This is a genomic window from Radicibacter daui (assembly GCA_030657355.1).
GTDB lineage: Bacteria > Pseudomonadota > Alphaproteobacteria > Radicibacterales > Radicibacteraceae > Radicibacter > Radicibacter daui.
Genome location: CP131056.1, coordinates 3,900,764 through 3,913,215, shown reverse-complemented (window position 1 = coordinate 3,913,215; position 12,452 = coordinate 3,900,764). Strand labels below are relative to the sequence as shown.

Below are 12,452 nucleotides of genomic sequence, written 5' to 3'. Positions count from 1 at the left end.
TCCGATTTTTCCGCCCGCCCGCCGGCAAATTCCAGCCAGGAAATGAGATGAGTGTTTCTTCCTTCACGGTTCGGCCCGCCACACGCGCCGATGACGATGCCGTCTGGCCGATGCTGGAGCCGGTGCTGCGGGCAGGGGAAACCTACGCCCTGCCAAGCGGCTGGAGCCGGGAGGAGGCGCTTTCCTACTGGTTCATGTCCGGCCATTTCGTGTTTCTGGCCGAGGAAGACGGGCAGCCGGTCGGCACCTACTTCATGCAGGCAAACCAGAAGGGCGGCGGCGCGCATGTGGCCAATTGCGGCTACATCACCGCGCCGGGCGCCACTGGCCGGGGCATCGCCGCGCGCATGTGCGAGCATTCGCTGGAGGAGGCCCGCAGCCGCGGTTTCCGGGCCATGCAGTATAATTTCGTCATCAGCACCAATGAGCGCGCGGTCGCGCTCTGGCAGCGCATGGGCTTCGGCATCATCGGCCGCCTGCCGGGCGCTTTCGAGCATCCACGCCTTGGCGAAGTGGATGCGCTGGTAATGTTCCGCCGGCTCTGACCGGCGCCGGCCCCCCGCCATGGAGGGCCGGTGCCCGGGCAGTGAGATCAGGCGAGGGCCGCGTCGAGGGTGATCGGCGCCTTCATGAGCTTGGAGACCGGGCAGCCGGCCTTGGCCATGCCGGCCAGCTCCTGGAATTTGTCTGCACTCACGCCGGGGATGGTGGCGCGCAGCGTCAGATGGATGGCGGTGATGGCAAAACCATCGGCCAGCTTTTCCAGCGTCACGTCGGCGCGGGTTTCCATCTTGGTGGCGGTAAAACCAGCTTCGCCCAGAATGAGCGAGAGCGCCATGGTAAAGCAGCCGGCATGGGCAGCGCCGATCAGCTCTTCCGGGTTGGTGCCGGGTTTGTCCTCAAAGCGGCTGGCAAAGCCGTAAGGGTAGCTTTTGAGCGCGCCGGTTTCGGTGGAGATGGCGCCCTTGCCGTCCTTGAGGCCGCCTTCCCAGACGGCGTTTCCGAACTTCTTCATGATGGCTTCTCCTCAGTTTTGGTGAGGGGTTCGTGGCGCCGCCTTGCGTTCAGCGCGCAGCTTCTGCCGGCTGGGCCAGGGTGACGCCGAGCGGCCGGCGGCGGATGAACCCCCTGGTAACAACAACGCCGGCAATGATGAAAACGATCAGGCAGGTGAGCTCTGCGATGGCAAAAGGCGGCTCGCTCTGCGTCGGGGCGAGGGCCCGGAGCGCGGCGATCTTGCCGAAGGCCTGCGCCACGGCGACGAAAGCATTGAGATAGAAACTCGCTACCATGCCGGCGGCGTAAAGCAGCGCAGCCAGATTGCTGGTGAGCGCAGAGAAATGCAGCGCCAGCACCCCGGCCAGAATGATCAGCGCCACCGCCCCGATGATGTGCGAGGGCATGAGGAAGTGGAACGGGAAGAGATAGCCGCTGGCACTGGTGGCAATCGAGGTGATGAGGAACAGCCAGGTCCAGAAGGCCGGGACCTTGCCCCGAGCCAGGGCCACCAGCACGGGCACGCCGGCAACAAGGGCGATGATGCTGACAAGGCTGTGCCCGATGACGAGTTCGGGAATGAAGGCGATCATTGGCTTGAAGACTCCCGTTCGGCGAGCGGGGTTTGCCCCGGTCCTGCCGTGCCACCACAATCAGGCTGGCCCGGCCGGCCTGAGACTGTCTTGATGTTTTATACCCTTGTGTAGCGATCCGGGATTGTGGAGGCCCTCACAGCGCCGATCGGGTCAGCCAAGCCTGAAGCCGAAGGCATGCAGCACCGCCTTCAGCCGGTCGCGCCCCTTGAGGGAGGCACGCTCGCCGATGCGGTTTGCCATCTGCCGGGTCCAGCCGATGGGCGTCATCTTCTGGCGCAGCTGGAACTCGGTCAGGCGCTCGTCATAGGCGTCGAGCGCCCGGGGTGTGCCTGCGGCGCTGTATTGCTCGCGGTGAAGTACGGCTGCCTGCGGCAAGCGCGGCTTCATCTCCGTCGTCAGGTTTTCTGCCGGAATGCCCACCGACATGCCGAAAGTGACAAAGGTGTCCGGCGGCAGGGCAAGCTCGACCGCCACCTCTTCCGGATGGTTGCGCATGCCGCCGATATAGCAGCAGCCAAGCCCCAGCCCTTCCAGCGCAACCGCGGCGTTCTGCGCGGCAAGAGCGGCATCGAGCGAGGCGATGAGGAAGCTTTCCACATAGTCCAGCCCTTCGCCTGACTTGCCGTTGGCATGGGCGATGGCACGCAGGCGCGCAAGGTCTGCCACCCACATCAGCACCAGCGGGGCGCGCGCCACATGCTCCTGCCCGCCGGCAAGGGCGGCAAGGCGGGCGCGGCGGGCGGGGTCTTCCACCGCCACCACGCTCCAGGCCTGCAGGTTGGAGGTGGTGGAGGCGGACTGCGCCGCAGCCACCAGCAGCTCCAGCGTCCCGGCCGGCAGGGCTTCATCGCGATAGTGCCGCACGGTGCGATGCGACAGCACCGTCTCCAGCACCGCCTCGGCCCGGGTGGAAAGCGCCGGCAGGGTGAAATCGGCGGCGGCGCCGTAACGGGCCTCGATCAGCGCGGAAACGGACATGGGGGCACTCTCCTGTTGGCCTTGGTTTTTGCCTTGCCTGTTCATAACCCCGCGCCGGCCTGCTGGCCATGCCCGGTGCGCTGCGGCCGCTTGACGCTTGCGGCAAGAGCGAATTCTCTGTTTTATAGCGACCGATCAAAAACTATCGCAAGCCGCTGCCGGCAACCGGAGCTCCCTGATGATCCGCTTTTATTTTCATCCCACCCCGAACCCGGCCAAGGTTGCGCTGATGCTGGAAGAAACCGGCCTCGCTTACGAACTGGTGCCGGTGGATACCAGCAAGGGCGAGCAGCATGGGGCGGCTTTCCGGGCCATCAACCCCAACGGCAAGGTGCCGGCCATTCTGGATGAGGAGGGGCCGGGCGGCACTCCGGTACGGGTCTTCGATTCCGGCGCCATCCTGCTTTACCTGGCCGAAAAGACCGGCCGTTTTCTCGGCGCGCCGACGGACCGGGGCGAGGTGCTTTCCTGGCTGTTCTTTATCTCGAGCGGCCTTGGCCCCTTCTCGGGGCAGGCGGTGCATTTCCAGTATGCCGCGCCGGAAAAGCTGCCCTACGCCATCAACCGCTATCGCCGTGAGGCGGAGCGGCACTATGCCGTGCTCGACCGGCACCTCGCCGGCCGCGATTTCATCGCCGGCACGGAAATGACGATTGCGGATATCGCCGCCTGGGGCTGGCTGGACCGCGCGGCCCGGGTGCTGACAGCCGAGCCGGGCGCTAACCCGCTTGCGGCCTATCCGGAACTCGCCCGCTGGTTTGCGGCTATCGATGCCCGGCCGGCGGTCGCCCGGGCGCGGGCGGCGGGGCAGGGCATAAGCTTCAAGCGCGAGATGGATGAGGACGCGCGCCGGGCGCTGTTCCCGTCGAACTATCCGGCGGCCTGAACAGGGCGCCTGACCGTCAGGCGACGGCAGGGCTCAGGCGGGGGCTATCCAGCAAGGCAAGCGCAGGGCGCACCAGCCCCTCCAGCATCGCCGGTTCCGGCCGGGTGCGGGCCATGACACGCAGGCTCATCAGCGTTGCCAGCAGCAGGCGGGCAAGATCGCCTGCCGGTTGCGCGTCGGTGATGCTGCCATCGCGCTGCCCGGCCGCCACGCAGCGCTGGAAAAACCCTTCCAGCTGCCCGAGCACACCGGAGATGACCTGGGCAAACTCGCTGTCATGCGGCGCTACTTCCAGCGCGGAGTTGATCAGCAGGCAGCCCTTGCGGTCGGGGTCATTTACGGAGAGGCGCACCACCTCGTCGAAAAAGGCGCCGATGGCGGCGCGTGGCGGCAGGCTGGGCTCGAAGCGGGCGATGCGGTCGCCGAGCGTGCCGGCAACATAATGGTCCAGCGCGCGGCGGAAGAGAGCGCGCTTGTCGCCAAAGGCGTTGTAGAGGCTGGCGCCGGTAATGCCCATATGGCGGGCAAGGTCGCGCACGGAGGTGGCCTCATACCCGCGCGACCAGAAGCAGCGCATGGCGGCAGAAAGCGCGGCGTCTTCGTCAAATTCCCGGGGCCGGGCCATGCCGGATGCATCTCCTGGGCCGCCCCTTGGCAGGAATCCGGGCGGCAATGTGGGCCGGTTAACGCAGTTGTGATCCCGCCCGGCTTGCAATGAACGGGGCCGGAGATATTCTAGATCGTACGTTCTAAAATACAAGCGGCGTGCGCTTATAGCGCCCCGCAGGGCTGGGGGCGAAACGATGGAACTGGCGGGCAAGCGTATCCTCATCACCGGCGGCTCCAGCGGTATCGGTCTTGCGCTGGCCGAGCGGTTTGCCGCGGCCGGCGCCCGGCTGTTCCTGACGGCACGGGGCGAAGAGCGGCTGGAAGCAGCCGTGCTGCAACTGCAGGCCATCGGGGCGACTGTTGCCGGCGTCTCTGCCGATGTCGCCACGGCCGAGGGGCGGGCACTCACCCTCTCCACCGCGCAGGCGGCGATGGGCGGCATCGACATACTGGTCAACAATGCCGGCGGCGTGCGCGCCGGGCGGCTGGAGGAGATCGCCGAAGCGGAGATCGAGGCGATGATCACCGTCGATCTGCTCGCCCCCATCCTGCTGACGCGCGCCGCCTTGCCGGCTTTGCGCGAAAGCGGCGACAGCCTGGTGCTCAACATCGCCTCAGGCCTTGCTCTTGTCGGGGCGCCCTTTTACGCCACCTATGCCGCTGCCAAGGCCGGACTTGCCCGCTTCGGCGAGGCGCTGCGGCGGGAGCTGAAGGGCGAAGGCATCCATGTGCTGACGGCCTATCCCACCGCCACCGATACTCCGATGATGAAAAGCTCGAAGGCCGGGCCGGAGCTGGGCTTCATCCGCGAGCCGGTGGCGGCGGTGGCCGATGCCATTCTCGAAGCAGTGCGGGAAGATGCCTTCAGCGTCATCCGTGGCGGCGAAGCGCGGGAAAAGATGATCCGCCTTAACCGCGAGGCGCCGGAGGTGGTGGACCAGCGTTTTCTCGATATGAAGGCGGGCCTTGCCGAGGCGGTAAAGGGTCACTCAGCGCTCTGAGAGGCTTTCTGCCGGGGCGGCATAATGCCGGCGGATGGCCTTGCCGATCAGGCGGCGGCTCTCGCTGGCGCTCAAGCGATGCCGGGCCTCGATGGCCGCAGCCTGCACGGCCAGCGTCGTGTCCTTGATGACATGGCGAAACCAGGCCGAATAATCCCCGGCCTGCAGGTGATGGAGCCATACGGCGTCGCTCACCCCATCCGCGATATCGAGAAACTCATAGAGATTGCGGGCGCGGATATTCATCTCCTTGTGCGGGCCGCGGAACCAGAAACTGCGCTCCGCCCCCACATCGCCGGCGGCATATTTGCCGGCATGGCGCTTGTGACATTGCTCCGGAATAGAAAGGCGGACGGTTACGGGCGGGTCTCCTGACCAGGGCGACCACCAGAGAAGGCAGCCGGCCTCCGGTGCGCTCACCTCTGGCGCTTCGATGCCAAGCGCCTGCGCCATGCTGCGCAGGATGTGCGGGGCGGCGCTGCCGAAGGCGAGCACGACATGGACGGACCTCAGGATGGGGTGGGCCATCGCCGCGGGGTCGAGCGTGATGAAAATGGAGGACGGGATATCTCCGGCCTTGCCCGGCAAGTCTATTTCGCTGCCCGCCGGCAGCACCTGATGCGCCTCATCGATGATGACCCAGTGCGGCCGGCCGGTCTCGGCCTTCAGGCTCGCGGTTTCCTCAAACAGGGCGGCGAGCAGGTGCCGCCGCGCGCCAAGGCCCATGGCCTGGGTATTGATGACCAGATTGACCTCGGCATTGCGCAGCAGGCTGATGGCATCGCCCAGCACCGGCGCCGTGCGGGCATCGCCCACCCCGACCGTGTGCTCCAGCCCCGGATAATCGCCTTCCGGGTCGATGACGCAGAATTCGAAACAGCGCTCGGTCATCTTTTCGGTAAGGGCGGTGGCGAGGGTGGATTTTCCGCAGCCGGAGGGGCCGGCGATAAGCACGCTGCCCTGCCATGGCTCCAGTACGATCTCTTCCCCGCCCGGCCCATGGCCGAGATGCAGCCCGTGTTTGGCGCGGGGGGCGATCAGCGCATCGGCGGCAATCAGGGCATCGACAAGCTCGCTGACCCCGTCGCCATGGTCCCGCGTCAACACGATATCGGCATCGGCCTTCAGCGCTTCGACTGCATTGGCGACGGCCGCCGCGCAGCCGCTTGCCCTCAATAGCGCGTGGTCGTTTTCGGCATCCCCGACCGCGACGGCATTTTGCGGCGAAAGCCTGAGATCATGCAGGGCGGCCAGCAGCCCGCTCGCCTTGTTGACCCCGGGCGGCAGGATCATGATCGCACCCTTGTTGAAGACGATCTGAAGTTCCAGACCCAGTTCGCGGATCGTCTCCACCACCTGCGCCTGATGCGGCTCCCAGGTGGCGACCACCACACGGCCCGCCGATATGGGCCCGACCCCGCGCTCGGCAAGGCGCTGCACCAGCGCTTCGGGCGGTGGGGAGGCCAGCAACCGCTCTTCGCCTGTCGCCGGCACATAAAGCAGGGCGCCGTTTTCGGCGACGACACGATCAAAGAGGGAAAGGTCGGGCAGCAGGTGCTTCAGGTCCGGCAGTTCGCGGCCGGTGACCAGCAGCAGATGGCGCCCGCTCTGTTTCAGCCGCCTGAGGCTCTCCAGTGTTCCGGCGGACACGACACCGTCATGGGCAAGGGTGCCATCATAGTCGGCAGCAAGGGCAAGGAAGTACATGGCCAAAGACCTCCCGGCGCAACCGGGGACCGGTTGCGGCAGGCCTTATCCTAGGACGCGCGGACGCCCCGCCGATTGATCCAGCGCAAACTTTGGCGTGATCCATACCCAGAAATAGCGGGCATGAAAAAGGCCCCGCCGGCTACCGGCGGGGCCTCTTCAACAGTGATCTCTGATCCGGATCAAACGTCGAGATTGCTGACGTTCAGCGCGTTGGAGACGATGAAGTCGCGGCGGGGTTCGACGATGTCGCCCATGAGGGTGGTGAACACCTCTTCGGCATCGTCGCCATGCTTGACCTTGACCTGCAGCAGGGTGCGGGCTTCCGGATCGAGCGTGGTTTCCCACAGCTGCTCGGGGTTCATTTCACCCAGACCCTTGTAGCGCTGGATGGAAAGGCCCTTGCGGCCCTGTTCCATCACCGCATCCATCAGGGTGACCGGGCCGTCGACGGTCCAGGTCTTGTCCTTGACGGTGAAGGTGGCGCGGTCGGCAAAGCGGCTGCCGAGCTCGTCCTTCATCGCGGTCAGGCGGCGGCACTCGCTGCTGCTGAGCGCTTCCGGTGCCAGGGTGAAGCGGGTGGTGACGCCGCGCAGCAGGCGGGTCAGCACATAACCTTCGCTGGCGGAGAAGCTGCATTCCCAGCCGCGTGCATGGCTGGGGGCCATGGCGTTGAGGCGGTGGGCCACATCGGCGGCGACAGCCTGGCCACGGGCCGCGTCATTCAGCAGCTCGGCATCGAGGCCGCCGAGAATGGCAAGCTGCTCGACAAGCTGCGGGGCGCCGCTCTTGCGGGCAAGCGGGTCGAGCAGGGTCTTGGCGATGCGGGCCTGCTCCACGGCGTTGCGCAGATCGGCGCCGGCCACCTGGGCACCGCCGGCCAGCACCAGCACGGCATCCGACAGGCCTTCATCCAGCAGATATTCTTCCAGCGCCCGGTCGTCCTTCACATAGACGGTCGACTTGCCTTTCTTGACGCCATAGAGCGGCGGCTGGGCGATGTAGAGGTAACCGCGCTCGATGATCTCCGGCATCTGCCGGTAGAAGAAGGTGAGCAGCAGGGTGCGGATGTGGCTGCCGTCCACGTCCGCGTCGGTCATGATGATGATCTTGTGGTAACGCGTCTTTTCGATGTCGAATTCGTCGCGGATGCCGGTGCCGAGCGCGGTGATCAGCGTGCCGATTTCCGCCGAGGACAGCATCTTGTCGACGCGGGCGCGCTCGACATTGAGGATCTTGCCGCGCAGCGGCAGGATCGCCTGGTTCTTGCGGTTGCGGCCGGACTTGGCGGAGCCGCCGGCGCTGTCACCCTCGACCAGGAAGACTTCGGAGTTGGCCGGATCGCGCTCCTGGCAGTCGGCAAGCTTGCCGGGCAGGGAGGCGATGTCGAGCGGGCTCTTGCGGCGGGTGAGGTCACGGGCACGGCGCGCGGCCTCGCGGGCGGTTGCCGCTTCCACCACCTTGCCGACGATGCGCTTGGCGTCGTTCGGGTGCTCCTCAAACCAGGTGGCAAGGCTGTCGGCGACGATGTTCTCCACCACCGGGCGCACTTCGCTGGAAACCAGCTTGTCCTTGGTCTGGCTGGAGAATTTGGGGTCCGGCACCTTGACGGACACGATGCAGGTCAGGCCCTCGCGCGCATCTTCACCGGTCAGCTGCACCTTCTCCTTCTTGAGGATGCCGGAGCTGGTGGCGTAGCCGTTGACGGTACGGGTCATCGCGCCGCGGAAGCCGGCCAGATGCGTGCCGCCATCGCGCTGGGGGATGTTGTTGGTAAAGCACAGCGTGTTCTCGTGGTAGGCGTCCGTCCACTGCAGCGCCACTTCCACGGTGATGCCGTCCTTCTCGCCGCGCATGTTGATCGGCTCGTGAAGGGCGGTCTTGCTCTTGTTGAGGTACTTCACGAAGGCTTCAAGGCCGCCTTCGTAGAAGAGGTCAACCACGCGCTCCTCGACACCGCGCGAATCCTTGAGCTGCAGGCGCACGCCGGAATTGAGGAAGGCGAGCTCGCGCAGGCGGTGTTCCAGCCGCTCGAACTCGAAATCGATGACCTTGAAGGTCTCGATGGAGGGCATGAAGGTAACGTGGGTGCCCTTCTTGCCCGGCGCATCGCCCAGCACGGCGAGCGGGTTTTCCGCCTCGCCATGGCGGAAGCGCATCCAGTGCTCCTTGCCGCCGCGGAAGATGCGCAGCTCCAGCCGTTCGCTGAGCGCGTTAACGACGGAAACACCCACGCCGTGCAGACCGCCGGAGACCTTGTAGGAATTCTGGTCGAACTTACCGCCGGCATGCAGCTGGGTCATGATGACCTCGGCCGCCGACACACCTTCCTCGGCATGGATCTCGACCGGAATGCCACGGCCATTGTCCGTCACGGTGACGGAGCCGTCGGCATTGAGGATCACCTGCACAAGGTCGCAATAGCCGGCCAGCGCCTCGTCGATGGCGTTGTCCACCACCTCATAGACCATGTGGTGCAGGCCCGAGCCGTCCTCGGTATCGCCAATATACATGCCCGGGCGCTTGCGCACGGCATCCAGGCCACGCAGCACCTTGATGGAGTCCGCACCATAGGCGGCTTCGGCGGAATAATCGGCGTCGGTCACGGTCGTCCAGTCCTCACTCGTCACGTAGCGTTCTGCGGCGGTGCAGCAGGCGCGATGCGTGCGTCTTCAATAGCATAAAATTGGGCCCTGTCCCCAAAAGGAGCGAAGAGGGCGTCGTCGGTTCCGGTCAGCCAGGCCTGCGCTCCCAGCGAGCCGATCAGCGTGTAGAGCGCTGTGCGGCGCTGGGCGTCGAGATGGGCGGCCACCTCGTCCAGCAGCAGCAACGGGGCAAAGCCCCGCCGTGCCGTTATCAGGCGGGCATTGGCCAGCACGATGGCAATGAGCAGGGCCTTCTGTTCCCCGGTGGAGCAGGAGGCGGCCGGCATGTTCTTGGCCACATGATACACGGAAAGATCGCAGCGGTGCGGCCCTTCCGTCGTGGTGCCCGCAGCGGCATCCAGCGCGCGGGTGGCGGCAAAGCGCTCGCGCAGCCAGTCTTCCACCGCCAGCGCCGGTTCGCTCTCCAGCCGCTGCTCGGCCTCGCCGGTCAGCAGCAGGCGCGCGTGCGGGAAGGGGCTTTCATCGGCGGCGATGGCGCCGGCCAGTTCGCGCACATAGTCGGCGCGGGCGGCGGCAACGGCGACGCCCTGTTGGGCCATGATCTCTTCAAGTCCCGCCAGCCACGCCCGGTCCATCCGGCCTTCGCGCAGCAGGCGGATGCGCTCGCGCATCGCCTTTTCATAGCCGGCCACGCGGCTGGCATGGGCAGGGTCGAGCCCGTAGACCAGCCGGTCGAGGAAACGCCGGCGCTCGCTGCGCCCCTCGATGAACAGACGGTCCATCTGCGGGGTGAGCCACACGGCGGCAACATGGTCGGCCAGCACCGTCTGGCTGCGGGCATTGACACCGTCAACGCGCACCAGCCGGCGCTCCGAACTGTCGCTCTCGCCTGCCGCGCCATCGCGGCCGGTGCCGATATCGACGGGGCCGGTCGGCGTGTCGAGCCGGGCGGAGATGGCCCAGCCGGCGGTAGCTGCTTCCGGCACAGGCTCGTTGCCGGGCACAACACGCTTCAGCTCCGGCAGGGCCGCGCGGCGCAGGCCCTTGCCGGGGGTGAGGAAGGAGAGTGCTTCCAGAAGGTTGGTCTTGCCGGCGCCGTTGGGGCCGGTCAGCACCACCGGGCGCGCATCGCACTCCATGCGGATGGTGTCATAACAGCGAAACTGGCTGACGGAGAGACGGCGTACGGCAAGGCGCACCGGTGCCAGACCGGCACCGGTGGTCGCGCCGCCCGGACCGGGCGCCGTATCAAGGGGCGTGGCCGTCTCGGCCATGCCGGTCTCCCTTCGCAAGAGAGCGCTGATGGTTAACGCCCGCCCCGTCAGACGCGCATCGGCATCAGCACATAAAGCGCCGAGCCGTCATTGGCGTCCTTGACGATGGTGGGGGAGGCGCTGTCTGCCATCTGCAGCTCCAGCTCCTCGCCGGTCACCTGCTGGGTGATGTCGAGCAGGTAGCGGCTGTTGAAGCCGATCTCCTGGCCGCCCTCGCTGTAATCAACCTCCAGCTCCTCGGTCGCCGATCCGGCCTCGGGGCTGGTGGCGGAGAGGATGAGGCTGCCATTGCCGATGCTCATCTTGATGGCACGGGTCTTTTCGATGGCAATGGTCGCCACGCGGTCGACGGCGGCGGCAAAGGCCTTGGTCGGCACACGCAGGTGTTTGTTATTGCCGGTCGGGATCACGCGCTCATAGTCCGGGAAGGTGCCGTCGATGAGCTTGGTGGTCAGCGTCACGTCGCCAACCTCGATGCGGGCCTTGGTCTTGCCGAGGGAGACGGAGACTTCCAGCGTCTCGTCCTCGCCCAGCAGCTTGGCAATCTCCGTCACGGCCTTGCGCGGCAGGATGATGCCGGGCATCTGCTCGGCGCCCACCGGGGCCGGCAGTTCCACACGGGCAAGGCGGTGCCCGTCGGTTGCCACCGCACGCAGCATCGGGTTTTCCGGGTCGCTGGTGGTGTGGAAGTAGATGCCGTTCAGGTAATAGCGCGTCTCTTCGGTCGAGATGGCAAAGCGGGTGCGCGCGATGAGCGCGCTCAGATCGCCGGCCGAGACCTTGAAGTGGGTGGAAAGATCACCCGAATGCAGCACCGGGAAATCGGCCACCGGCAGGCAGCCGAGGCGGAACTGGGAGCGGCCGGCGCGCACGGTGATCATGCCATCGCCGCCGGAAAGCGAAAGCTCCACCTGGCTGCCGTCGGGCAGCTTGCGCACGATGTCGAAGAGGGTATGGGCCGGGGTGGTGGTCTCCCCCGCCTGCTCGACCAGAGCCGGGCAGGTCTCGACCACTTCCAGATCCATGTCGGTGGCGGTGAGCTTCAGCGTGGCGCCCTCGGCCACCAGCCGCACATTCCCCAGGATGGGAATGGTGTTGCGTCGTTCAACGACGCTGGAGATATGGCTGAGCGAGCGGAGCAGGGCGGCGCGTTCGATCGTGAGCTTCATCGCGGTCTTTGGCTGAGTGGCGGTCCGGGACGGGCGGAAATCCTTGATAAATCAAGGAGAGCCCGCGCGGCGCGAGCCGTGCGGGGGCGTACTATACCATAAGGAAAGCATGAGGGAAGGAAACTGCGGCGCCCCTGCCTTCGCATATGCGAGCAGGCATCAGTTGGTGCGGGCAAGCACGCGCTGACGGGCCTCCGCACTGTCGCGGTCGCTCATGCCCAGCATGGGCACAAGGCGGCGGATCAGCGCGGTTTCGTGGTCTTCAAGCTCGCCATCGGCAAGCGCCACTTCCCACAGCATCTCCAGCACCGTGGCCCGTTCCTCGATCGGCACGTCGGCTACGATGACACGCACATTGGCGAAAAGATCCACCGAATGCTCGGCCCGCTTGAAGGCCGCTTCCGTCAGCGCCTTCGCTTCAGCCGTGGGCATGCCAAAATGGCGGGCGGCGATGGCGACGATGCTGTCGAACTCACGTTTGTCGGCGTGGCCATCGCGCAGCGCTGCTTCTGCCAGCAGGGCAATGAGGGCCAGCTGGCGTAGCGGGAAACGCTGCTGCACGCCGCTGTTCGCGGGGGCGCCGAAGATGATCTCGCACAGGGCTTGCCACATTAACTCGTTATCCGTCCT

Annotated in this window: 12 protein-coding genes; 3 read left to right on the top strand and 9 right to left on the bottom strand. The window is 66.2% G+C overall.

Annotated elements, in window-relative coordinates:
• Positions 1 to 47 precede the first annotated feature (47 nt).
• Positions 48 to 545, top strand: coding sequence for a GNAT family N-acetyltransferase (locus QTL98_RS18260; protein ID WP_445679891.1), 498 nt, complete (start codon positions 48 to 50; stop codon positions 543 to 545).
• Between the two features lie 47 nt (positions 546 to 592).
• Here the strand turns inward: QTL98_RS18260 and QTL98_RS18255 are convergent, their stop codons facing one another.
• From QTL98_RS18255 to QTL98_RS18245, 3 genes are all read right to left on the bottom strand, one after another.
• A complete protein-coding gene (locus QTL98_RS18255) occupies positions 593 to 1,015 on the bottom strand; it encodes an OsmC family protein (protein ID WP_445679890.1) in 423 nt (140 codons plus the stop codon).
• A gap of 49 nt (positions 1,016 to 1,064) precedes the next feature.
• A complete protein-coding gene (locus QTL98_RS18250; RefSeq protein ID WP_445679889.1) occupies positions 1,065 to 1,589 on the bottom strand; it encodes a hypothetical protein in 525 nt (174 codons plus the stop codon).
• 153 nt (positions 1,590 to 1,742) lie between these two features.
• Positions 1,743 to 2,570: an NADPH-dependent oxidoreductase gene (locus QTL98_RS18245; protein ID WP_445679888.1), complete on the bottom strand. Its 828-nt coding sequence runs from the start codon at positions 2,568 to 2,570 to the stop codon at positions 1,743 to 1,745.
• A 178-nt stretch (positions 2,571 to 2,748) separates the two neighbouring features.
• On the opposite strand from QTL98_RS18245, the gene QTL98_RS18240 reads away from it, so the two are divergent.
• Positions 2,749 to 3,456 (top strand): glutathione S-transferase family protein, encoded by a 708-nt coding sequence (locus QTL98_RS18240; protein WP_445679887.1) that lies wholly within the window; start codon positions 2,749 to 2,751, stop codon positions 3,454 to 3,456.
• A gap of 16 nt (positions 3,457 to 3,472) precedes the next feature.
• Here the strand turns inward: QTL98_RS18240 and QTL98_RS18235 are convergent, their stop codons facing one another.
• Positions 3,473 to 4,081, bottom strand: a complete 609-nt coding sequence (locus tag QTL98_RS18235) for a TetR/AcrR family transcriptional regulator (protein ID WP_445679886.1) — start codon at positions 4,079 to 4,081, stop codon at positions 3,473 to 3,475.
• Positions 4,082 to 4,259: 178 nt separating this feature from the next.
• Between QTL98_RS18235 and QTL98_RS18230 the strand changes: the two genes are divergently transcribed.
• Complete coding sequence (locus QTL98_RS18230) at positions 4,260 to 5,066, top strand: SDR family NAD(P)-dependent oxidoreductase (RefSeq protein ID WP_445679885.1); 807 nt, start codon at positions 4,260 to 4,262, stop codon at positions 5,064 to 5,066.
• Here QTL98_RS18230 and QTL98_RS18225 read toward each other — a convergent pair.
• The 5 genes from QTL98_RS18225 to QTL98_RS18205 all read right to left on the bottom strand — a co-directional run bounded on the left by QTL98_RS18225 (position 5,055) and on the right by QTL98_RS18205 (position 12,434).
• Entirely contained in the window at positions 5,055 to 6,773 is a 1,719-nt protein-coding gene (locus QTL98_RS18225) for an HAD family hydrolase (protein WP_445679884.1), read from the bottom strand. The two genes, QTL98_RS18230 and QTL98_RS18225, sit on opposite strands and share 12 nt — an antisense overlap.
• A 182-nt stretch (positions 6,774 to 6,955) precedes the next feature.
• Positions 6,956 to 9,403: a DNA topoisomerase (ATP-hydrolyzing) subunit B gene (gyrB, locus tag QTL98_RS18220; RefSeq protein ID WP_445679883.1), complete on the bottom strand. Its 2,448-nt coding sequence runs from the start codon at positions 9,401 to 9,403 to the stop codon at positions 6,956 to 6,958.
• The gene (recF, locus tag QTL98_RS18215) at positions 9,400 to 10,653 is read right to left on the bottom strand and encodes a DNA replication/repair protein RecF (protein WP_445679882.1); all 1,254 of its coding nucleotides are present in this window, start codon (positions 10,651 to 10,653) and stop codon (positions 9,400 to 9,402) included. The genes gyrB and recF overlap by 4 nt, the downstream gene beginning before the upstream one ends.
• A gap of 47 nt (positions 10,654 to 10,700) precedes the next feature.
• Positions 10,701 to 11,822, bottom strand: coding sequence for a DNA polymerase III subunit beta (dnaN, locus tag QTL98_RS18210; RefSeq protein WP_445679881.1), 1,122 nt, complete (start codon positions 11,820 to 11,822; stop codon positions 10,701 to 10,703).
• 159 nt (positions 11,823 to 11,981) lie between these two features.
• The gene (locus tag QTL98_RS18205) at positions 11,982 to 12,434 is read right to left on the bottom strand and encodes a tellurite resistance TerB family protein (protein ID WP_445679880.1); all 453 of its coding nucleotides are present in this window, start codon (positions 12,432 to 12,434) and stop codon (positions 11,982 to 11,984) included.
• Positions 12,435 to 12,452: the final 18 nt, after the last annotated feature.